The 25,311-nt window shown below is 42.7% G+C and carries 15 protein-coding genes; all 15 read left to right on the plus strand.

Annotated elements, in window-relative coordinates; all coding sequences use genetic code 11:
- The first annotated feature begins 46 nt into the window (after positions 1–46).
- The 15 genes from ACYZ0U_RS00705 to ACYZ0U_RS00775 all read left to right on the plus strand — a co-directional run bounded on the left by ACYZ0U_RS00705 (position 47) and on the right by ACYZ0U_RS00775 (position 25,304).
- The gene (locus tag ACYZ0U_RS00705) at positions 47–556 is read left to right on the plus strand and encodes a YbhB/YbcL family Raf kinase inhibitor-like protein (RefSeq protein WP_461448775.1); all 510 of its coding nucleotides are present in this window, start codon (positions 47–49) and stop codon (positions 554–556) included.
- A gap of 832 nt (positions 557–1,388) precedes the next feature.
- Entirely contained in the window at positions 1,389–3,467 is a 2,079-nt protein-coding gene (locus ACYZ0U_RS00710) for a DUF1800 domain-containing protein (protein WP_461448777.1), read from the plus strand.
- 35 nt (positions 3,468–3,502) lie between these two features.
- Entirely contained in the window at positions 3,503–4,774 is a 1,272-nt protein-coding gene (locus ACYZ0U_RS00715) for a DUF1501 domain-containing protein (RefSeq protein WP_461448779.1), read from the plus strand.
- A 137-nt stretch (positions 4,775–4,911) separates the two neighbouring features.
- The gene (locus ACYZ0U_RS00720; RefSeq protein WP_461448781.1) at positions 4,912–6,930 is read left to right on the plus strand and encodes a M13 family metallopeptidase; all 2,019 of its coding nucleotides are present in this window, start codon (positions 4,912–4,914) and stop codon (positions 6,928–6,930) included.
- A gap of 317 nt (positions 6,931–7,247) precedes the next feature.
- A complete protein-coding gene (locus ACYZ0U_RS00725) occupies positions 7,248–10,457 on the plus strand; it encodes a SusC/RagA family TonB-linked outer membrane protein (RefSeq protein WP_461448783.1) in 3,210 nt (1,069 codons plus the stop codon).
- Positions 10,458–10,475: 18 nt separating this feature from the next.
- A complete protein-coding gene (locus ACYZ0U_RS00730; protein ID WP_461448785.1) occupies positions 10,476–12,122 on the plus strand; it encodes a RagB/SusD family nutrient uptake outer membrane protein in 1,647 nt (548 codons plus the stop codon).
- Between the two features lie 13 nt (positions 12,123–12,135).
- Positions 12,136–13,335, plus strand: a complete 1,200-nt coding sequence (locus ACYZ0U_RS00735) for an IPT/TIG domain-containing protein (RefSeq protein ID WP_461448787.1) — start codon at positions 12,136–12,138, stop codon at positions 13,333–13,335.
- A 174-nt stretch (positions 13,336–13,509) separates the two neighbouring features.
- The gene (locus ACYZ0U_RS00740; RefSeq protein ID WP_461448789.1) at positions 13,510–14,385 is read left to right on the plus strand and encodes an AraC family transcriptional regulator; all 876 of its coding nucleotides are present in this window, start codon (positions 13,510–13,512) and stop codon (positions 14,383–14,385) included.
- 179 nt (positions 14,386–14,564) lie between these two features.
- A complete protein-coding gene (locus ACYZ0U_RS00745) occupies positions 14,565–16,406 on the plus strand; it encodes a sodium:solute symporter family protein (protein WP_461448791.1) in 1,842 nt (613 codons plus the stop codon).
- Between the two features lie 8 nt (positions 16,407–16,414).
- A complete protein-coding gene (locus ACYZ0U_RS00750; RefSeq protein ID WP_461448793.1) occupies positions 16,415–17,608 on the plus strand; it encodes a glycoside hydrolase family 130 protein in 1,194 nt (397 codons plus the stop codon).
- 2 nt (positions 17,609–17,610) lie between these two features.
- Entirely contained in the window at positions 17,611–18,834 is a 1,224-nt protein-coding gene (locus tag ACYZ0U_RS00755) for an AGE family epimerase/isomerase (RefSeq protein WP_461448795.1), read from the plus strand.
- The gene (locus ACYZ0U_RS00760; protein ID WP_461448797.1) at positions 18,821–20,584 is read left to right on the plus strand and encodes an alpha-L-arabinofuranosidase; all 1,764 of its coding nucleotides are present in this window, start codon (positions 18,821–18,823) and stop codon (positions 20,582–20,584) included. Before ACYZ0U_RS00755 ends, ACYZ0U_RS00760 begins: the two co-directional genes overlap by 14 nt.
- Before the next feature lie 5 nt (positions 20,585–20,589).
- Entirely contained in the window at positions 20,590–21,813 is a 1,224-nt protein-coding gene (locus ACYZ0U_RS00765; RefSeq protein ID WP_461448799.1) for a glycoside hydrolase family 27 protein, read from the plus strand.
- On the plus strand, positions 21,814–22,941 hold the full coding sequence (locus ACYZ0U_RS00770) for a glycoside hydrolase family 26 protein (RefSeq protein WP_461448801.1): 1,128 nt from the start codon (positions 21,814–21,816) through the stop codon (positions 22,939–22,941). It abuts the gene before it with no gap.
- A gap of 83 nt (positions 22,942–23,024) precedes the next feature.
- Positions 23,025–25,304: a glycoside hydrolase family 3 N-terminal domain-containing protein gene (locus ACYZ0U_RS00775; protein ID WP_461448803.1), complete on the plus strand. Its 2,280-nt coding sequence runs from the start codon at positions 23,025–23,027 to the stop codon at positions 25,302–25,304.
- The last annotated feature ends 7 nt before the right edge of the window (positions 25,305–25,311 follow it).

A 25,311-nucleotide genomic window follows, 5' to 3' on the forward strand; every position in this document is an offset into this window, starting at 1 on the left:
TATAGAAGTACAGCCATAAAATATATTCATCTTATAAAGTCGCCCTATGAAAACACGGTCAATACTAATGTTGTCGGTAGTGATATTATCGCTGCTGGCTTTTGTACGAAAGGATACCCTAAAAGTAAGCAGCACCGCGTTTTCACCCTATATGATGATCCCGGCTCAATATACCTGCGATGGCCCGGGCATGAGTCCACCCTTAACCATAAGCAATATTCCCGCAGGCACCAACTCATTGGCCATTATAGTGCATGACCCTGACGCGCCCCACCCCGGGGGTGTTACCCACTGGGTAGCCTGGAACCTACCCGTGAACGGCACTATCCCCGAAAACTTTGTTGGTGGAAAACAAGGCTATAACAGCGATAAAAAAACCGGGTACAAAGCCCCATGCCCGCCTGAAGGAACCCACCGCTATACTTTTAAAGTTTACGCGCTGGATGAGCTGCTAACACTGGATACCACCACCGACAAACCGGCACTGGAAAAAGCTATGAAAGGCCACATCCTGGCGCAGGGGGAATTAATTGGGTTGTACAGTAAAAACAAATAATCATCCGGGATTTGCCTTTTAACATGCTTTAAAGCTTGGGCGTAACCCGCCGATAGAAGCAGGTCGTACTATCCGTGCATACGCCCGCAGGCATCTGGGCGTGAAGCCGGTATCCACCCTTATACCTTACGCGGGTGGAGTTGATCAATCACATGCAGCATGCGTAGGCCAGCAACGGAAAATTCCTAAGGTTAGGAACCATGAAGGTGCTGGTTTGTTAGTGACAATACTAACAAAGGCAGCAAAAAATATCGCCATGCCGTCGATCCGGCCAGATAGGCATCCCACGTGCAAGGTCTGCGATTAATTTTTATTGGTAAACTTTAGCCAGACTTCGGGCCGCTGCGCATTAATTTCACTTAGTTGGCAGATAGAGACTTTTTAATATCATTCAACTTCCCACTTTTCAACGCATTAACTATTATTTTAATGAATATTTTAAAAAATATACCCCCCCAACTGCTGGCGCATGCATCCCGCTTGCGCCTATATTATTTAACAATCTTTCAAAGAACAAACACTCGCCATACCAGCCAGGCACATACAAATTTCCGTAAACCTTTTGGCATAAGTACTGACACTATTTTGTCAGTAATGTTTTAAGCAGGTTCTGGTCTGTTTCAGCGCTGTGCCGAACACGTACAAATGCGATAAAAAGCGGTGATTTACCGGGGTATTTTAGGATTGAAATTGTTTCAAATGTGCCACTTGTTCCACCTGTTTTATGTACACAATAAACATATTTATCACCAAAGCAAAAGCATTATTTTCTTAAAAGTTAAACCAATACTAATTTAATACGTCTATGTAAGTAATACTTAGCAGCTGCGTTATGAAAAATAAGTTAAAAATAGGTTGCGCTATGCTCATTCTCGGGAGCTTTTTCGCGCTGACTTCATTCCTTAGCCATCCCTCGAATTTAAGTTCCTTTAAATTTCCCTACAAAAGGGCTGGCCTAACCGAACGCCAGGCGGCAGAGTACCTTGTAGACCGTTTTACCTATGGCGCCACTCCCGGCGAAGTCGATTCCATAATGAAAACCGGGCTCGAGGCATGGTTTTCACAACAACTGGAGGCCAATCTGCCCGATGATTCCTTAAACAAACGCCTTGCTGCTTATAACGCTATCAACCTAACCAATACGGAGGTTTGTCATACTTATCCTCCCGGTTTTGTGATACGCACCCTGGCTATAAAGGATAGCGCCATTAGTAAAGACTCGGTAGATAAAGCTGTTGATAAAAAAGCATTCAATGCGCAAATCCAGGCCTATATGGATAAAAAAGGATTTAAGAGCGACCAGGACCTATACAAACAATTTATCGATCAGCACATACTCCGGGCGGTTTATTCGCATAACCAATTGCGCGAGGTGTTAACTGATTTTTGGTTCAACCATTTTAACGTGTCCTTTTTTAAAGGGGAATGCGCCCAGTTCATACCTGCTTACGAGCGGGATGTTGTGCGGCCAAATGCTTTAGGCAAGTTTGATCAACTGCTATTAGCCTCTGCCAAATCACCAGCTATGTTATATTACCTGGATAATTTTACCAGCGTAGGCCCTCCGCCACCACAAAAAGCACTTGCAGCTCAGCCTAAAACCGATGATGCCAATATGATGATGACCGGTGGCAATAAACCGCAGTCAACCGTAAAAGATAACGGGGCAGATATGCCGATGATGATGACGGTATCTGCAACGCAACCCGCCAGGCCTGTAAAAACGATTACCCCACAAAGTAAAAATCAAAATGGCCTGAACGAAAATTATGCCCGCGAAGTAATGGAACTGCATACCCTGGGCGTTGATGGCGGATATACGCAAACCGATGTAACCCAGGCAGCACGTGTATTAACCGGGTGGACAGTTTACCCTATCAGCGATTATGCCTATGGTTCAGCCATGAAGGGCTTAGTGGCCAAGGTTGGCAAGGATAACCTGGCGGCGAAAGGCTATGTTCGCGAAGGTGATTTTTTGTTTACCCCAAATCGTCACGACCAGGGTGAAAAGATAGTATTAGGCCATGATTTCCCTGCCAGTAAAGACCCACAAGTTGGTTACCAGGAAGGTGTAACCCTGCTTGAAATGCTGGCACATCACCCATCCACAGCTAAATTTATATCACGGCAGCTGGCGGTTCGTTTTGTGAGCGACGCGCCGCCGCAAAGCCTGGTTGACAAAATGGCTAAATCTTTTTTGGACCATGATGGCGACATCAGGCAGGTGTTGATTACCATGGTGAGCTCAAAGGAGTTTTGGGATAAAAAGAACATCGATATAAAAGTTAAATCGCCTTTCGAATTGGCCGTTAGCTCGGTAAGGGCTTTAAATGCTGATGTGAAAGACCCCTATCCTTTGTTTAACTGGATGGCAAAAATGGGTCAGAAGATCTACTATTACCAGGCGCCAACCGGCTTCCCCGACAGGGCTAGTTATTGGGTAAACACCGGTGCTTTGCTTGATCGGATGGACTTTGGACTGGCCCTGGCCAACGGACAGGTAGGCGGCACAATTATTAAGCTGGGCAATTTTACAAAAGCTGCTGCAAGTGATCCGCAAACTGCTGTTAAGGATTACAGCGAAGCTTTACTTCCGGGTACAGACCCTAATGAAACGATCAAAGAGTTAACACCGATATTGAACGATCCAATGGTGTTGGCCAAACTGTCTAATACGGGTAAACAACCCATAAAGCAAACACCGGTAGCTTCGGAAAAGCCAACCGTTGGCGCACCCGGGGATATGGCGCTGATGAGTGCCTTTGCTGATAATCAAGCCAAAGTACCGGCGCCGGCACCAGCTCCGCAACCGGCAGCGCCTGTATTAGCTACCAATAGAATGAACGCCTATAATATGCGCGCGCTGATTGCAGGTATAATTATAGGCTCTCCGGATTTTCAGAAACGGTAAATAAAATATTTGTACATAGATTAATAACTAAAACTATGGTAAGCAGAAGAGGATTTTTAAAATCAGGAGGCCTGGCCCTAATGGGAATAGGTTTAATGGGTGGCATACCCGGCTTTTTGGCCGAGGCTGTTGCCGCCGAGCAAATTATTAAGCCTTATGGAAAGCGTAAAGTAATGGTTTGCATTTTTCAACGCGGAGCGATGGATGGCTTAATGGCTGTAACACCATTTACCGACACTTATTTGCAACAGGCCCGGCCTACGCTATTCATGTCGGCGGCCAAAGGTACAACCGGGAACCCTTTGATCGACCTCGATGGCCGTTTCGGGCTGCATCCATCCATGAAAGCTTTTGAACCCATGTTCAGGGATAAACGACTGGCTATTGTGCAGGGTATCGGATCGCCAAACAATACCCGGTCACATTTTGACGCGCAGGATTATATGGAATCAGGAACGCCATTTAACAAAGGCACCAATAGTGGCTGGTTAAACCGCGCGGTTGGCTTATTAGGGCACGATGCACTTACCCCATTTAGCGCAGTAAGTTTAACACCGGCCATGCCGCGTTCATTTTACGGCGATAACCCCGCATTAGCCATCGGAAATCTACAGGATTTCGGTATTCAGATGCGTGGCAACCCTACCGGTACTGACTTGGCATCCAGGAGTTTTGAAGATCTTTACAGTCAAAATTCCAGCGGTTTGCTTCAAAACACGGGCAAAGAAAGTTTTGAAGCTATAAAAATGCTTCAAAAAACAGATGTACGTAATTACAAACCGGCCAACAATGCCGTTTATCCAAACTCGGCGTTGGGGAATGCATTGAAACAGATCGCCCAGTTAATTAAAATGGATGTTGGGCTCGAAGTTGCCTTTACGGAATCGAACGGATGGGACACCCATTTTAACCAGGGTACGGAAAACGGAATTTTCGCCCGAAACGTAGCCGACCTGAGCAATAGCATGATGGCATTTTGGAATGACCTTGATGCTTACCAGGATGATGTAACCGTAATGACCATGACCGAGTTTGGCCGAACAGTACACCAAAACGGTACCGGCGGTACCGACCATGGCCGTGCTTCATGCAATTTCATTTTGGGTAATGCCGTAAACGGAGGCCTAGTACATGGGCAAATGCAATCATTAGCAACCGAAAATTTAGAAGATGGGCGCGATTTGCCGGTAACAACTGATTTTCGTGCAGTATTTAGCGAAGTAGCTGATAAACAATTGAAAGTAAATAATGACCGGATACTTTTCCCCGATTGGAAGGGCGAAAAAATTGGCGTAATGAATGCTTAACGGATCTATACCAGAATAAGCGGCGAAAGGATTTTTCTTTTTCTGAAGCGCATTAATTTTTGCATTTTCTATGGTTATTTGCTTTGTACTTTACATCGATGTATGAAAATTTATATCTTTAAACAAATCTTTGTTTAATGAATAAATTATTTTGCCTTTGTGTAACCGCTTTATTTTTAACTATATGGAACCACTCGGATGCGCAAAGGAAAACCTTTGTTGATGTATCCGGGTTGAATCAGGAAGTTAAACCCGGCGATAATTTCTTTCGCTATGTTAACGGACGGTGGTATGATACCGTAAAGATTGCAAATGATCAATCAGGCGTAGGTTCTTATTCGTTCATGAATATCCCTCAAAAACAACTGCTGCAACATATTCTTGATAGTGTTTCAAAAACTAAAAATGCGATGGGCAGCATCGAGCAAAAAGTAGGTGACTTCTACGCATCCGGAATGGATCTCACAACTATAAATCACCGTGGATATGAGCCGATAAAAGGAATACTGGAGCGAATTGATGCTATTAACAATAAACAGGCGCTGCTTCGGTTTGTGGCAAGTGAATTAAAATCGGAGAACACCTCCATTATCAGCTTTGGTATTGGCCCTGATAACAAAAACAGCAGTATCGATATTGCGCATGTATACCAGGGTGGCATTGGCCTGCCGGATAGGGATTATTACTTCAAAACAGATTCATCTACACACTCCATCCAACAAGCCTATAAAAAATACCTGAAGATTTTATTTCAGCTAACCGGTAGTAGCAGTGACGCCGCAACGAAGAATGCGGCTATTGTTTATGGCATAGAGCTACAAATCGCGGCAGCTCATAAAACAAATATCGAACTAAGAGATGTTAATGCAAATTATCATAAAACAGCTATTGCGGACCTTAATAAAACGCAACCCAACATAGGTTGGGCAATTTTGCTTGCCAATTTAGGCGCGACAACCGACTCGATAGATATGGCTCAGCCTGCTTATTACAATAAATTGAATAGTCTGTTAGCATCCATAACGATACATGACTGGAAAATTTATTTAAAGGCCAACACTATTGAAAATTATGCACAAACGCTCGGTCAGCTTTTTATTGATGCCTCGTTTGCGTTTAATAAAGCATTATCGGGGCAAGCCACACAAAAATCCCGCAGGCAGACCATGACGGAGAATGTCGACAGTTATTTAGGGCAGGCTTTAGGGCAATTATATGTAAAACGATATTTTAACGAGGATGCAAAAAAACGTGTACTTGCTTTAGTAAACAACTTGCAGAAAGCCTTCGAAAACAGGATCAATCATCTTGACTGGATGAGTGACAGCACCAAGCAAAAGGCGATAGAAAAGCTATACGCTATTCATAAGAAAATAGGTTACCCGGATAAATGGCGCAATTATGATAAGGTGCAGATAAACAGGACAGCATACTTTGAAAATGTGCTTTCACTCAACCAAAACGATTATCAATATCAATTGGCAAAATTGAACAAACCGGTGGACAGAACAGAATGGGGTGTAACACCGGCTACGGTTACCGCTTATTATGATCCATCTTTAAATGAGATCGTTTTCCCGGCGGGCATATTGCAATATCCTTACTTTGATTTTGCAGCAGATGATGCCATTAACTACGGAGGTATCGGCATGGTGATCGGCCATGAGATGACACATGCTTTTGATGATCAGGGCGCACAGTTTGACAAGGACGGCAACGTTAAAAACTGGTGGACTAAGGAAGATTACCGAAAATTCAGGGAGAAAACTAAGCAATTGGCTAACCTTTACAGCTCATTTACGGTCTTAGATACGGTACACATTAAAGGGCAATTAACCTTGGGCGAAAACACCGCTGACAATGGTGGCGTTGCTATAGCTTACGATGCTTTTAAATTGACTCCGGAAGGGCAGAGTTCAGATAAAATTGATGGCTTTACACCAGACCAGCGGTTCTTTCTTTCAATAGCGAGGATTTGGAGGGTAAAAACAAGAGATGCATTCCTGCAAACTTATGTGAATACCAATCCCCATTCACCGGCCATTTGGCGGGTAAACGGGCCGTTGATGAATTTTGAACCTTTTTATAAAGCGTTCAACGTGCAACCTGGTGACAAAAATTATAAGTCTGAAGATCAAAGAGTGAGAATTTGGTAGAGGGCGATATTTGCCCGGGCTTAATTTTCAATCAGCCAATAAAATGTTTCCCGGCAGCTTTAAGCTTATGCATATATGTTTTAATTTATATTTTTCAAGAGACCTATCACTTGGAAAAGAGTATACAACTATGTATCATAGCTATTTCTAAGGTTTTTCTGTTAAAATAATATCACAATATGTTGTAAACAATCCTATTCATTATAAGCTATTTTACCGTTTGTGGGCAATTTTTAATTATAGATTGGTAAATTAATATTATAATCCGCGTTACTTCAAAGGTAATTTTGATATAATCAATTAAAACCAACCATGTTATGAGAAAAATTCTACAAATGGCGATGCTGTTTATGGCTCTGCATGTGTATGCCCCGGCATTTTCACAAACTCAGCAGAACGTAACCACTATCAAAGGAACAGTCAGCGACGACCAGAATGTTACACTGCCAGGTGTAACGGTATCGCTTAAAGGCAGTAATATAGCCGTAGTTACAGACATCAATGGGCATTATTCCATTAATATAGCACAAAGTCAAAACGCTATATTGCGTTTTACATTTATAGGCATGGAACCGGCCGATGTAATTGTGGGTACACGAACTGCTATCAACGTTAGCTTAAAAACTTCATCAAGTCAATTAAACGATGTTGTTGTTATCGGATATGGCACACAAAAAAGAGGCGACGTAAATGGCGCCATCTCTTCTGTAACGGCTAAAGACATCCAGGACATCCCGCAGCCCAGTATTGACCAAATGATACAAGGTAAGGCGGCAGGTGTAACAGTAACTCAAAACTCGGGTGCACCGGGTGCTGCTGTTTCTGTACACATCCGCGGCATAACTTCATTTAGTGGCAGCGAGCCCTTGTATGTTATTGATGGAGTAGCTATTGATGGCAACGCAAGTAATGCTGTTGGCGGCAACGGGGTGCAATTAACCAGCCAGGCAAGCCCAAGCCAGCAAGAGACCTCACCAAGCCCCCTTGCTCAATTAAATCCTGACGATATTGAATCGATAGATATATTAAAGGATGCTTCTGCAACGGCTATCTACGGTAGCCGCGGCGCCAACGGTGTCGTAATAATCACCACTAAAAAAGGCAAGAACGGTAATGCTAAAATTGATTATGACTTTTACTATGGTGACCAAACGCAGGGGAAATTCCTGAAAATGATGACCTTGCCTCAATATGCATCATTTGAAAATACATTAGCGAATGAATTTGGCATAACCCCGCGGGTTGAATTCTCTAACCCAAGTGCATTAGGCCCTGGTACTGACTGGCAGGAAGCAATTTTTAAAAATGCACCTGAGCAAAGCCATACGCTTTCAATATCAGGCGCAAAAGACAATACCGATTATTATATATCCGGCGGTTATTATAACCAGCAGGGTACTGTATTGGCATCAAGCTTTAATAGGTACAGCTTCCATACAACAGTAAATTCACAGGTAAAGAGTTGGTTTAAAATAGGTACCAGTATATCAGCAAATCAAACTTTTGAAAACATAGGTTTAGGAAATTCCTACGGACTGATCTACAATGCATTGTTGGCAGCGCCGGACCAGGCGGTTTATAATGCCGACGGTTCGTTCGCTGGGCCTGCGGTAGTTAACGGGACTATTGAGGGTGGCCGCAACCCGGTTCAGCAAGCGTTAAGCATAACGAATACATTGCTCAGAAGTAACGTGCAAGGAAATTTAAATGGCGACATTCAATTTACAAAGGATATATCATTACACTCAGAAATTGATGGCAATTTTGACTGGAGCGATGCAAAGGCATTTTTACCAACCTATTCTTACGGAGCTACAGGTTCATCTGCAGCATTTGTAAACACACAGGCAATATTGAATGAGTATGACGCAAACGACACTTATTATAACTGGGTTGAGCATTTAAACTACAACCACACGTTTGGTAAAAATGTAATTAATGCATTGGTGGGCCGCGAGGTATGGGAATCAACTTATGATGGTATACAAGCAGGAACCAAAGGGTTTACAGCCGGTAACACTATTCAAACCTTGAATTTAGGTACGCAAAGCACCAATACTTTAGGCGAACCGAAGGGAAGTACAACTATGGAATCATACCTGGCACGTGTTATCTATACATATGATGATAAGTATAGCATCACCGCGAGCGACCGTAGTGACCGTTCATCAAATTTTGCACAGGGCCATCAAACAGGTTATTTTCCGGGTGTGGCTGTATCATGGAGATTATCACAGGAATCATTCATGAGTGATGTGGATAAAGTAGTCAGTAACCTTAAACTTAGGTTAGGTTATGGAGAAACAGGTAACTCAAACATCCCCGGTTACCGTTACGGCACTGCAATTACGCCGGTTGTTACAGGCTTGGGTACGGGTTTTAGCTTTTACAACTTTCCAAACCCGAATTTGACCTGGGAAACTGCTATCCAGAAAAACATTGGCGTTGACTTTAGCTTGCTTAACAACCGAATTGACGCAAGTGTTGACGTATACGATAAAACTTCGAAAAACTTCCTGTTTCAAAAACCTTTGCCGGCTTTTCTTGGCGGCGCAACTGCAGAATATTCAAATGCAGCAGTTGTACAGTCACCTTATGTTAATGCAGGTAATATTCAAAATAAAGGTATCGAGTTTAGTATTACCAGCCGTAACATAACCAATAAAGATTTTAAATGGACAACTAACGTAATCTTCTCGCACTTTACCAATAAAGTGCTTTCTTTAGATGGCGCACCTCCGATTGTTGGTAATGTTGCTACCGGTTTTGGTCCGCAAATACCTGCCACGCTTACTCAAGTTGGCGGCCCTGTAGGGGAATTTTATGGTTATAAAGTAGAAGGTATTATTAAAACACAGGCTCAACTACAATACCTTGCGGCCCACCCGCAAAATGTGATAGGCCAGCCTGAAGTAATAACAAGCGACAGAAGCGTTAGTAACGGAGTTTATTTGGGTGATATTTTATACGCAGGAAATAATAACGGCGCGCCAAATACGGAATATGCTTTGGGTAACCCAAACCCCGACTTTACTTACAGTATTACCAATACATTTACTTATAAGGATTTTGACTTATCAGTCTTTTTGAATGGATCATACGGCGGTAAAGTGCTTAACGCTGTTGATTTTCAAACAGAAGGTGAATACGGGTTATATATGAACCAAACCGCTGCTACAGCAAATTTCTGGTCGCCTTCTAATCCTAATTCTAATATTCCAACACCAAGATCAGGTTTTGGGAACAACAACCTGGTGATGTCTGATAGGTTTTTAGAAAGCGCGTCATTCCTGAGATTGCAAAATGTTAGAGTGGGTTATAACCTGCCTGCCAGATGGGCTAAGTATATCAAAATGTCCCACCTGAAGGTTTTCGTTAGTGGTCAAAACCTATATGTATTTACAAAATACAGTGGCCTGGATCCGGAAGTTGGTTCATTGGATCAAAACCCTACCTTACAGAATATAGATTATGGCAGGTACCCAACACCGCGTGTAATTACCGGTGGAGTTAACGCTGAGTTTTAATCAATAATTTAAATAAAGATGAAAAAACATATAAAATATTTAGTCGGAGCGGCAATGATAAGTGTGGCTGCTGCCGGATGTAAAAAAGCTTTCTTTAATCGTCCGCCCGAAAATGCTTCAACTAGCGGCACTTATTATCAAACTACCGATGAGGTAACCTCAAGTACCGATATACTTTACGCCGCGCCATGGTTTGGTTTTAATGGCAAGGCATTTTTGGCCATAGGTGATCTGCAAAGCGGTAACGCGCGTTGCGACGCCGGTACTGATGGTGAGTTTGATGCATTCCGTAATTATTCTGAGGGCAATGCGACCCTCGCAGTACAAAGTACCTGGAATTCACTATTTACCGTTGTTGCACAGGCTAACGCGTTATTAAACACATTGCCTTCTGCAGTTCCTTCAAGCGTACCAGCTTCGGTTGTTAACAACGCTTTAGGCGAAGCTCGGTTAATGCGTGCAGCTGCTTACTTTTATCTGGTGCGCTTATTTGGTAATGTGCCAATTATAACAAATCCTACAACACAGGTTTCTAATTTTCAAACGGTAAATACAAACTACGTAACAGATGTATACACATTCATGATTAATGATTTACTATATGCTGAGGCTAATTGCACAAAAGGAGTAGCCAGTACAGGGCATGCATCCAGCGGCTCAGCTTCGGCATTATTAGCTAAAGTGTATTTATACGAGCAGGATTATGCCGATGCTAAGAAAGAAGCGGAAAAGGTTATCGCCAGCGGCGAATTTGGTTTAATGGGCCTTGATTTTGGTGGCAGCTATGTTAACCTTTTTGAAACAGCTTATAATAACAATAAAGAATCTATCATTTCTTTACAGTGGACATCTAACGGTGGTTATGGCTTTGGTAACCAGATACAATCGGTTATTGCTGATGGTGAAAATGGCAACTACCTTACTGGTACAGGTGATGGTTACGGCGAATTAGGCCCAACCTGGGATTTGCAGGACGCTTTTAAAAATGCCGGTGATACTATCCGCCGCCATGGTTGTATTATGCTGCCTGGTGAGTATTATGCCGAGTTACATAAAGCAACGGGTGGTTACACCACGCCGCTTGCAGTAAACGAACAAGGCACCCATGCGGGCATGAAAAAATATGTTGTAGGCACACCTGCCGATAATAATGGCTCCAGCGCCGCACAGGCAACCAGTAACAACACTTATATTATGCGTTATGCCGATGTATATTTAATTGATGCTGAAGCTATATTAGGCCTATCAGCAGCTCCGGGTGTTGGCCATGGGATTGACACCAATGCAACTTCATCAGATCCTACCGCATTAGCGTCACTTAACCGCGTACGCCAGCGTGCAGGCCTGGCAGCTAAAACAAGCTTTACTTACCGCGACCTGATCAAAGAAAGGCGTTTAGAATTTGCGATTGAGGGTGATTATTGGTATGATTTGCAACGTATTGACGGTTTTAACTCCGGCACACATCCCGTGGCTGAAGCAATCATTGCAAAACAAAACAGGGGTGGTTCTTCGGGCTCAGGCACCGCGCCAAAATACACTGACTATACACGCAATGTGCTGTATATACCAGCAACCGATGCTTCATTTATCATCCCGATTCCGGCTACTGATGTTGCCGCGGATCCAAATCTGACTAAACCACCGGTTCATTACAAATTTTAATTTATCATATAATATGAAAAAGATGATCTTAAAATCAAAAAACTTAACCTGGATATTATCAGCCTTGATGCTGTTCGGGTTAGCATCCTGCCGAAAGGACCAAAGCCTTGGCTTTACGCCAGGAACAGGTGCGCCAACAATTACTTCGGTACATACATTAAGTAAAACCGACACTTCGAAAGTGCCGAGAGTTATTACAACTATTGATGCAAGTGGTGTTGTCACACTTGATTCGGTAGGCTACCCGGTAAACCCTGTTGGATTCGATTCGGTAACTACCTCAGGTAATTTACAGCAATACTATGTTATTTACGGTACAAATTTAGGCACAGCAACAACAATATCCTTTAATGGGGTATCAGCATATTTCAATAGGGCGCTAAATTCAGATAATAGCCTTATTGTAAATATCCCTATTAATGTGCCGACATCAGGCGCAGCTGCAACAAATAAATTAGTTGTAACTACATTACATGGTTCTGCAACGTATAGTTTTACTGTATTGCCGCCTCCGCCTACTATTTTGGCGTATTCAACAAATGATTTCACTGCGGGATCTTCAATAACGTTAACCGGCCAGGGCTTTGGTTCAGTAACTTCTGTTAAACTAAAAACAACCGGCGACGCGGCAACAGTGGTTTCGCAAAATGATACCGTTTTGGTTTTAAAAATGCCAACATCAACTGCTACAGAATCACCACTACTGCTAAGTTATGCGTCAGGCGGAAAAACTATCGCAGTTACGTCAACTGTCATATTTAACGATATGGATAACGCCTATGTAGTGTTTACTGATAATTACGGAGCTGGTTGGTATAGTAACTCATGGGGTCCTGGTGCGCCTTCAACCGCTCAGGCAAAAACGGGTACTACCTCTTTTGCCGCAACCTATCCAAAAAATAATTATTGGGTTGACGGATTCGGAAATAGTGGAACCGGCTTGCCGGCCTCTAATTACACTTACCTGTCAATGTGGATAAAAGGAGGTATTGAAACTTATACGATATACTTAACAGCCGATACACGCAGTGCAGGTTTTGGGAACTCAGACCAAACAACTCCGATCACCGTGCCAGCAGGTGTATGGACGTATTTTAAGATCCCCTTAGCAGGCTTAAATCTGCAAGGATCAAAAGCTTTTGGTTTTTGGATACCAGGCCCGTCTGACCAGTCTGAAACATTATATTATGACGATGTGATTTTGTTAAAATAGTTAGTTTATATCTACAGCATATTACTATTCATTGTTAAAACCACCACCCTAAAAAGTGGTGGTTTTTATTTTAAAAACAAAAAATGAAATTAGCCGATTATCAATAATTAAATAATATTATGTTAAATTCGTATCAATATCTTAACCAATTAAGTATACCTAATATTTATTGATATGACAAGTAACGTAATGCGCGAAATAACGCCATTAACTCCCGGCGATTGTTTCACGATCTTTTCCAGGGAAAAGCAAAAATTCGATTTCCCTCTGCATTATCACGATGAGTATGAACTGAACCTGATCATTAATGCAAAAGGTGCTAAACGCGTGGTCGGTGGGCACATAGAAGTGATAGACGACCTGGAACTGGTATTGGTTGGCCCTAATGTTTACCACGCCTGGTTCACCCATCAATGCCAAAGTGAGACAATAACTGAAATTACCATTCAGTTCCATAAGGATTTGTTTGATGATAAGCTATTGCGCCGTAACCAGTTAAGCTTTGTTAAAAACATGATGGAACGTTCGCAAAGAGGTATACTTTTTTCACAGGAAACTATTGCCGCACTGCAGGACCGGATAAGATCCCTCAACAAAAAAAGTGGCTTTGATTCGGTTTTAGAATTGCTTTCCATATTGCATGATCTTTCTATATCGCGCAACATGAAAACACTATCCGATTCCAGCTTTTCAAACGAGCAACTCCACTATAATAGCAGGCGGATAGAGAAGGTTTTTGAGTATATGAATGGGCATTATAACATGCAGATCACCCTGGCCGAGGTAGCTAAAATAGCTAACATGCCGGAGGCATCATTCAGTCGTTTTATTAAAAAACGTACAGGTAAAACCTTTATCGATAGCTTGAACGAGATCCGCCTTGGCCATGCCTCAAGAATGCTGATTGATACCACTAATACGGTAGCTGAGATCGCTTATAAATGCGGGTTTAATAATATTTCCAACTTCAACCGGATATTTAAACGGAAGAAGTTTTGCATCCCCAAAGATTTTAGGGAAACCTATACCGGGAACCGGGTATTTATATAAGCTATACTGTTGCTTAATTGCCATTTATGATGCTTTACGTATTTTAAATGGTTAAAATAGTATTAGTAAACTGTTATCAACCAATTTAATTTAGCTACAGCCAAAACATGATAATTTTCATGTTCCTGAAAAGAAATTATAAACTGTAGCGAACCATTTAATTTTTATAATCAACACCCATGCATCTATCTGTAATAGATCTGTCGATAATTGCGTTGTATTTACTTGCAACCGTGTTTATTGGCTTATGGTATCGCAAAAAAGCACGAAAAAATAAAGAGAGTTATATGCTTGGCGGCAAATCGCTTCCATGGTATTTGCTTGGTTTAAGTGATGCATCTGATATGTTCGACATCAGCGGCACCATGTGGATGGTGAGCCTATGTTTTGCTTACGGGATGAAAAGCATCTGGATTCCCTGGCTTTGGCCGGTATTTAACCAGGTATTTTTAATGATGTATCTATCGCGCTGGCTGCGCCGCTCTAATGCCTCAACCGGTGCGGAATGGTTAAAAACAAGGTTTGGCAATAACGGTAGGGCTGTTGGTGCTTCGCATACTATTGTTATTGTATTCGCGCTGTTCTGTTGCTTTGGATACTTGGCCTACGGCTTTATAGGTTTGGGGAAATTCATTGAAATATTTGCCCCGTGGGATGCTGTAAAAGCTTACGTGCCGTTTGATGTTCCGCTTAAATATGTGCCGCAGTTTTATGGTATAATTTTTACCCTGTTTGCCATGTTTTATTCCATTCTGGGTGGTATGCATGGTATTGTTCTGGGCGATGTGATCAAATATGTGATCATGACGGCTGCTTGTATTTGGATCTCCATCATCGCGGTAATGAAGTTTCAGGGGCACAATTTAAATGTGCCGAATGGCTGGTATAGTCCGTTCTTTGGTTTACATCTTAACTTAAACTGGTCGGGCATTATCACCGAGGTCAACCAAAAAATAAAGGACGACGGTTATTCGCTGTTCGGGGTATTTTTTATGATGATGACCTTCAGAGGATTTTTCGCAGCGTTGGCAGGTCCGGCACCAACTTATGATATGCAAAAGATACTCTCTACCCGCACGCCCGAAGAAGCCAGCAAGATGAGTGGTTTTGTAAATATTATTTTGTTGCCTATCAGGTATGCGCTCATCATCAGCCTGACCCTATTAGGCTTGCTGTACTATCACCAGATGAATTTAAAGGATGCTACAGGCGCGATAGATTTTGAGCGGATATTACCGGCAGTTATCAATGATTTTTTACCTGTTGGTTTGGTTGGTTTATTGCTTGCCGGATTATTGGGCGCATTCATGAGCACCTTTAGCGGTACGCTTAACGCAGCACAGGCATACATCGTTAATGACATTTATGTAAAATACGTTTCGCCAAAAGCATCTACCAAGAAAATAATGTCCATGAATTACTTGGTAGGAATTTTGGTGGTTGCCATAGGTGTTTTGTTGGGGTTCCTGATAAAAAATATAAATGTTGCATTAGAGATAATCGTATCGGGATTATACAGTGGTTACATCGTAGCAAATGTTTTAAAATGGCATTGGTGGCGCTTTAATGCAAATGGCTTTTTCTGGGGGATGCTAAGTGGCACTGTGATTGCAATTGTACTTGCGGTGATAGGGTTAAATTATGATATAGGCAATATTCTTTATTGGTTCCCTTTAGTGTTTGCTGTATCAATCGCGGGAGCTGTTATAGGCACATATACTGCGCCGTCTACAGAAATTGCCGTTCTCCGTTCATTCTATATCAATGTACACCCATGGGGTGCCTGGGATCATATTAAGAATCTGGTGATGGCAGATGATCCTAACTTTCAACCTAACAAAAACTTTAAGCTGAATATGTTCAATGTAGTGATAGGTACCATAGCACAGCTATGCCTTACCATATTGCCTATGTACTTAATGCTGATGCAAAAGTTACCGCTGATGGTAACGGTGGCCATATTGGTGGTCATTATAACGATACTCAAAAAAACCTGGTGGAATAAATTAAATGACTATTAATTACTGAAATGACGAGAGAATTTGAACAACGGTTATCAGCATTAGAAAATGCTTATCACGAGCAAATTACCAAGCCCAATAAAGCTGAAGAGCCTGGGAATGGTGTTTATAACCGCTATATAAATCCCATATTAACAGCAGCGCATGCACCGGTTTTTTGGCGGTACGACCTAAACCCCAAAACCAATCCATACTTACTGGAGCGGTTTGGCATTAACGCGGCATTTAACGCCGGTGCCATTAAATGGAAGGGTAAATACCTGCTGATGGCACGTGTAGAAGGAACTGACCGCAAATCATTTTTCGCGATTGCTGAAAGTCCTAACGGGATTGACAATTTTACTTTTTGGGAAAGGCCGATTGTTATGCCTGAAACAAGTGAGCCGGATACCAATATTTACGATGCCCGTTTAACCGAGCATGAGGATGGCTGGATCTATGCTTTATTTTGTACAGAAAGACGCGATCCGCAGGCGCCAATATACGATCAATCGATGGCAGTAGCAGCTTGTGGTATTGCCCGTACAAAGGATTTTGTAAACTGGGAACGGCTCCCTGATCTGAAAACGCCTTCGGCACAACAAAGAAACGTTGTTTTACACCCGGAATTTGTAAACGGAAAATACGCTTTTTATACCCGTCCGCAGGATAGTTTTATTAATGCAGGCAAAGGCGGAGGCATAGGCTTTGGCGTTTGTGATGATATTGAAAATGCGGTTATCGATCATGAAGATATCATCGACAATAAAATATACCACACTGTTTATGAGGCTAAAAATGGCCAGGGACCCACACCTATAAAAACGGAACATGGCTGGTTGCATTTAGCACATGGCGTACGTAATACTGCTGCCGGTTTAAGGTATGTATTATACATGTTCATGACTGATCTGCATAAACTGACCAGGGTGACGCATAAACCCGGCGGCTATTTTATTGCTCCAGGTGATAATGAATGTACCGGCGATGTGCCAAACGTGGTATTTTGCAATGGGTGGATATTGGATGATGATGGCAAAGTTTATATTTATTATGCATCATCGGATACGCGGATGCATGTGGCTACATCTACCCTACCCAAACTATTAGATTACGTGATGAATACACCCGCAGATGGTTTACGCTCGGCTACATCGGTTGATACCATCAACAAAATCATAAGCGCTAACAGCAAGATATTAAGCCAGGAGAAAGAAGGATAGTGATGGTGAACGGTCAGCCGATAACAGAGCAGCTTGCAGTATTTAAAAATGAGCTTAGCATTGAGTTGGGCAACATTTTAAATTACTGGATGAAAAATACGCCTGATGAAAAATTTAGCGGTTTTGTTGGCAGGATTGATGAAGAAAATAAGGTAGTGGCTTATTCACCCAAAGGCTCAGTGTTAAATGCGAGGTTGTTATGGAGTTTTTCTGCAGCTTATAATTTGGATAAGAATCCTGAATATATAAAATACGCTGATCGGGCTTATCAATACATTACGCAATACATTATAGATAAAGAATTTGGCGGGGTTTACTGGACCGTGGATTACAAAGGCGATCAGCTCGATACAAAAAAGCAGGTTTATGCCATAGCTTTTACTATTTACGGGTTGAGTGAATATTATTTAGCTTCAAGTAACAATGGAGCTAAGTCATTGGCTGTAGACCTCTATCATTTACTGGTTGAAAAAAGTTATGATCAGGTAAATACCGGTTACCTGGAAGCATTTACCCGCGACTGGCAACCAGTAAACGATTTGCGCCTGAGCGATAAGGATGCTAACGAGAAGAAAACGACCAATACGCATTTACACGTTTTAGAAGCTTACACTAACCTGTATCGCATTTGTCCGGTTAAGGATCTTAAATTACAGATAGAACAACTGATCCATAATTTCCTGGATCACTTTATAGATCCTGAAACTGGTCACCTTTTATTGTTTTTTGACGAGGAATGGAACAGCAAATCTGCACTGGTATCTTACGGGCATGATATTGAAGCAACCTGGTTGTTACAACAGGCAGCAGAGGTAATAAGCAATAATGTTTTATTGGGAAAGATAAAAGCTATCAATATTTCCATTACTGAAGCAACTATAGAGGGCTTGGATACCGATGGCGGGTTATGGTATGAGTATGAAAATCATCAGCTCATCAAACAAAAACACTGGTGGGTGCAAGCTGAAGCAATGGTTGGGTTTTACAATAGCTGGCAAATAAGCGGCGATGATAAATACCTCGCCGTAGCCGAAAAAAACTGGCAATATATCAACGCGAAAATTTTAGACAAGCAATATGGCGAATGGCTGTGGGGAATAGATGAAAATGGAAACCCGATGAAAGGTGAGGACAAAACAGGCCTTTGGAAATGCCCCTACCATAACAGCCGGGCATGTATTGAAATTATTAAACGGATAAATGCCTCAACCTATGAAAAAAATTAAAAGATCGGTATTAATAATTACCAGCCTGGCCCTGCTCGTACAGGCTTGTAAAAAAGATGCAGTAAATGGCGGCAATAGTAATAATACTGCCGACACAACCCCAACCAGTATAACTCCGCCAACAGAGCCCGCAATTACTAACACCCAGGGTTTTTTTCTGGATAACTGGCAGGCGAAAACATGGGTAGCACCATCAGCAACTACAGTGGCAACAAAGCCGGCTGCCTTTGGTTCGGTAATCGTTACGGTTGATCTGAGTAAGGAGATCACCAAAGTATCCAGCCTGGTTTATGGCAATAATGCCAATCCGTTTATGGGGCAGATCTCCACGGTGCCAACGCTTGTTAATAACATCAGCGCGCTATCGCCAAACATCATCCGCTTTCCGGGTGGCAGCCTTTCCGATGTTTATTTCTGGGATCAATCCTCAAAGGCCCCGGCTGATGCTCCGGCCCAATTGTTGGATGATAATGGTAATGCATCCGCAGCCGGTTATTGGTTTGGCAACAACAGTTCTTACGTTGGTACTATGACCGTTGATAATTATTATTCAACACTGCAACAAACTAAAAGTACCGGCTTAATTACTGTAAACTATGGTTATGCCCGCTATGGTACAGGGCCTACACCTGTACAAACAGCCGCGCATTATGCAGCTAACTGGGTTAGATATGATAAAGGCCGCACCAAATACTGGGAGGTAGGTAACGAGGTTTATGGTAACTGGGAAGCAGGTTATCGTATTGATCAAACAAAAAATCATGATGGGCAGGTACAAATACAGGATGGCACAACTTATGGTAATCATTTTAAAATATTTGCAGATTCCATGCGTGCGGCTGCTGCGCAGGTTGGCAACACCGGCATTAAAATAGGTATTGTAGTTGATGGTGCCGATGACTCCAACGGGGCAAGCGAGGGCCAGGTAAGCAATTGGAACAGCAATGTCTTAAAAGCCGAAGGCAATACCGCCGACTTTTTTGTAGTGCATAACTATTACACGCCATATGAGCAAAATTCAACCCCTGCGGTAATTTTGGGCACGCCTGCGCCAGGTACCAGCCAAATGATGAGCTGGATAAAAACATCGGCATCAAATGCGGGGGTTACACAGCAACCGGTGGCTATGGATGAATGGAATATTTTCGCTACAGGATCAAGCCAGATGGTATCGGATGTAGCAGGTGCCCATGCGGTAATGGTATTGGGCGAGGCGCTTAAAGATCAGATCAGTATGGCAAGCCGCTGGGACCTCGCGAATGGCTATGCTAATGGCGACGACCAGGGCATGTTTAACAACTCCGCCCCAAATGAAGATGCTGAACCGGGCGCTCCGGCATGGAACCCGCGCCCTGCATTTTATTACATGTACTACTTTCAGCAATATATTGGCGATCACCTGCTCACTACGGCATCAAATGATGCGGATGTTACAGCTTATGGTTCGTCTTATTCATCAGGCCAGGCGGGTGTTATTTTAGTAAACACCAGTACCGCTACACATTCTGTTAAAGTAAACTTTTTGAACTTTGCGGCAGGCAGTAATTACTATTATTACGTATTAAATGGCGGAACAGATAACCCGCCGTTCTCTCATCAGGTATTTGTAAATGGTGTTGGCCCTGCTACTTCGAGCGGAGGCCCGGCGAATTATGCGGCGATTTTACCAATGATGGCCAGCCAAAACGGTGGAATTATCGTTTCAATACCCGCGAATGGAGCTGTATATTTAGTTGCCGATAAAAAATAGACCAAATGAAAGCAAATATTTATAAGTTATTGATCGTGTTGCTTTGCTGTTTTACCAGCAGCAATTTATTCGCGCAAAAGTTTGAAGAATTGGCACAAACCCCGCCAATGGGCTGGAATAGCTGGAATACCTTCCAAACCAATATTAACGAACAAATGCTACGGGATATGGTGGATGCCTATGTTTCATCGGGGATGCGTGATGCCGGGTATATTTATTTTGTTTTGGACGATGGCTGGATGGCTATGGAGCGCGATAATAACGGGAGACTGGTTGCTGATCCCAAAAAATTCCCAAGCGGAATGAAAGCTTTCGCTGATTATGTACACTCCAGAGGCTTGAAGTTTGGTATTTACAATTGTGCAGGTACTAAAACCTGTGGCGGCTACCCGGGAACACATGGTTATGAGTACCAGGATGCCCGTTTATATGCTTCGTGGGGAGTTGATTATTTAAAGTACGACTGGTGTAATACCGACAGCATTAACGCCCGTGATGCTTACCTAACCATGAGCAGGGCTATCAGTGCAGCGGGAAGGCCAATGGTATTCAGCCTTTGCGAATGGGGTAACCACGGGCCATGGTTATGGGCTAAAAATGTTGGTCAGCTTTGGCGCACTACTACAGATATTCATGCCGGGTTTGCGAAAGATCAGAATAACGGGAGCTGGTCGTCATTTGGGGTATTGCATATTTTGGATCTACAGGATCATATCAGGCAATATGCCGGTCCGGGGCATTGGAATGACCCTGATATGCTGGAAGTTGGCAACGGCATGACCTATGCTGAAGATAAGGCGCATTTTTCGCTATGGTGCATGCTTGCCGCTCCGCTGATATCAGGGAACGATCTGCGTAAGATGTCGCCGCAAACCATCTCTGTGCTTACCAATAAAGATATTATCGCTATCGACCAGGATTCATTAGGTGTGGAATGCTTCAAATATTATTCGTTTGATGGATTGGAGATCTTTGTAAAACCTTTAAAAGATAACAGCCTGGCTATTTGCTTTTTGAACCGTTCATCGCGGGAGCAAAATATTGATTTCAACTGGAAAGCGCATATGATTGTTGATTCAATATCAAAACTAAATATCGACTTTAATAAAAATACCTATGCATTGCGTGATCTTTGGTCAAAGAAAAACGTAGGTACAACTAATAAGGTTTTTAAACAAATCATCGCATCGCATGATGTGGTAATGCTTAAACTGAACAAAGTAAACTAAATGAAGAAAAAAATAACCCTGTTTTGTACCCTGCTTTGCAGCACCGCAAGTTTCGCACAGCAATTGTATGCGCCAAGTGATAAGCTGGCGACCTATGAAACGGTGCAGCTTTATTACAGTATGCAAAGGCTGATTGGGGCGGGTACGTTATTTGGCCATCACGATGATACTGCTTACGGCGTAGGCTGGAAAGACGAGGATAGCCGTTCGGATGTTAAGAGCGTCACCGGTTCATATCCCGGATTGTATGAGTGGGATTTCGCGAAGATGGAGCACAAACGCGATAGCGATATTAACGGCCACCCGTTTAAGCGCCAGCGTAAACTGGTTAGGGAGGCCTATGATCGTGGCGGGATAAACGAGTTTTGCTGGCATGTTGATAACCCGTCAAATGGTAAATCGGCCTGGGATACCACGCATAACAGCGTTGCAGAGATTATTCCGGGTGGTTCACGTCACGATGTTTATGTGAAATACTTGGATAATGTTGCCGAGTATGCCAAAACCTTAAAAGGCCCAGAAGGTGAGCTGATCCCTTTATTGTTTCGCCCTTTTCATGAACTTACCGGCACCTGGTTTTGGTGGTGCAGGAATACCTGTACGCCTGATGAGTTTAAAACCTTATGGAGGTTCACCATTGATTATTTGCGGAACACAAAAGGTTTGCATAACCTGCTCATCGTGTATTCGGTAGCGGACTTTAATACTAAGGAAGATTTTTTAGCCCGATACCCGGGTGATGATTATGTTGATGTAGTTGGTTTTGACAATTACTGTAATAACAGTGTTAAGGATTATGCCTACAATTTAGACAGACGCATGGGCCTGCAACTGGAAATAGCCAAAGAACACCATAAACTGGCTTGCGTAGCCGAAACCGGTTACCAGGGCATCCCGCAAGCCGATTTTTGGACAGGTATACTATTGCCTAAATTACATAAGTATCCGCAAACGTCATTTTTATTGGTTTGGCGCAACTGGAAAACAACCCATTTTTATGCACCCTATCCGGGACAGGTAAGCGCAGACGATTTCAAAAAGTTTTCAGCCGATGAGCACACGCTATTTCAAAACCGCTTAACACCGTTGGCTGTTTATGGTAGATATATACCGCCGGTGCAAAAGTAATTACAATTAGCTGAGCATATTGTATAACTTAAAATACGCTAACATCTGCTTAAATAATAATAAACCATTTTAGCCTATATACCATGAAAAGGATAATGTTTTTTGCCGCGATAATATGCAGCGCGGTTTACTCGCAAGCCCAACACAATGTCCCCAAAAGCGATATTGATAAAAAAGTTGATGCCTTACTGGCAAAAATGAATATCGATGAAAAAATTGGTCAAATGACACAAGTTACTCTTGATGTTGTTTTACAAACTGCTAACGGTAAAGCCACTGAACCTACCCAAATTGATGCAGGTAAAATAAAAGAAGCGCTGGAAAAATATCACGTAGGCTCAATACTGAATATAAGCGGTGCCGCCTATACCCGGGAACATTGGTATAAGATCATTAGTGATATACAAAATGCTGCGGCTCAAACCCGCCTAAAAATCCCGGTGCTTTATGGCATTGATGCCATGCACGGGCAAAACTATGTACAGGGCAGCACACTTTTCCCGCAGGAAATTGGTATGGCGGCAACATTTAATCCCGAGTTAGCTAAGCGTGCAGGCGCAATAACCGCTTATGAAACACGTGCAAGCTATATCCCGTGGGATTTTTCGCCGGTGCTTGACCTGGGCCGAAACCCGCTCTGGCCCCGCATTTATGAAACTTTCGGTGAAGACCCATACCTGGCAAAAACAATGGGCGCGTCGGTTATATACGGCTATCAAGGCAATAATGTAAGTAGTAAATACAATGTTGCCGCGTGTATGAAACACTACTTAGGCTACAGTTTCCCCTTGGACGGAAAAGACCGTACCCCTGCCTGGATACCTGACCGTTATATGCGCGAATACTTTTTACCATCCTTTAGGGCGGCGGTTAATGCAGGCGCTATGTCGGTTATGGTGAATTCATCCGAAATAAACGGCGTGCCTGTACACTCAAGTCATTATTTGTTAACCGATGTATTAAGAGGCGAATTGGGTTTTAAAGGCGTAATTGTAACCGATTGGATGGATATTAAATACCTCAATACCCGTCATCACATCGCGGCAACGCAAAAAGATGCTGTATTAATAGCTATAAATGCCGGTATCGATATGAGCATGGTGCCGCTTGATTATTCATTCTATACCTATTTACAGGAGCTGGTTAAAGAAGGCAAGGTACCGGTAAGCCGTATTGATGAATCAGTCAGGAGGATATTGAAAATGAAATTTAAACTGGGCATATTCGATCGCCCGGTTGGTAACCCCGATGATTATCCTAAATTCGGCTCGGCTGAATTTGCGGCGGTAAGCTTAAAGTCGGCTGCCGAATCGATCACTTTATTAAAAAACACCAATAATGTTTTACCGCTTAAAAAAGATATAAAAATTTTAGTTACCGGCCCTGGTGCAAATAGTATGCGCGCCTTAAATGGTGGCTGGAGCTATACCTGGCAGGGGGATGTTACCAACCAATTCACTACCGATAAAAACACTATTTTAAAAGCGATACAACAAAAAACTGGAAAAGACAATGTTGAGTTTGAACCCGGCTCGGATTACAATAATCCAATTGATATTGATGCTACGGTTAACGCAGCTAAAAAATCAGACGTTATTGTGTTGTGTTTGGGCGAAAACTCTTATGCTGAAAACCCGGGCAATATTGATGAATTGGATCTTCCTTCGGCACAAACAGACCTGGCAAATGCGTTAATTGCAACCGGAAAACCGGTGATCTTGGTGATGACCGAAGGCCGCCCGCGTATCATTACTGCTATTGAAAGCAAGTGCGCCGCTACAATTATGGCTTATTTGCCCGGTAATGAGGGTGGCAGTGCTTTGGCCGATATTCTGTTTGGTGACATTAACCCCTCTGGCAGGTTACCTTATACTTATCCGCGATACGCGAATGCCCTGGTAAACTACTATCGCAAAAATATTGAAAATGGCAATAGTGATGACGCGCATGGCTACAACCCCTTATATGAGTTTGGCTATGGCTTAAGTTATACCAACTTCACCTACAGTAATCTGAAGATCAGTCAGCCAACGCTTAAAGACGGACAAACATTAACCGTAACTGTTGATGTAAAAAATACCGGTAACCGTGAAGGCAAGGAAAGTGTATTACTTTACAGCCGGGAAGAATATGCGAGCATTACTCCTGATACCAAACGATTAAGGGCTTTTGACAAAATCAATCTAAAACCGGGTGAAATGCAAACAGTCACGTTTAAAATAACATCAAAGGACCTGGCATTTGTTAATGATGTAAGTAAGCCGGTTACAGAAGCCGGTGAGTTTAAAGTAATGGTAGGTGGCTTAACACAAAGTTTTATGTACGTAACAGGTTTAAAACCATCAAGAACAGGTAAATTATAGACTGAAA

The organism is Mucilaginibacter sp. (assembly GCF_965225845.1).
Classification (GTDB): Bacteria; Bacteroidota; Bacteroidia; order Sphingobacteriales; family Sphingobacteriaceae; genus Mucilaginibacter.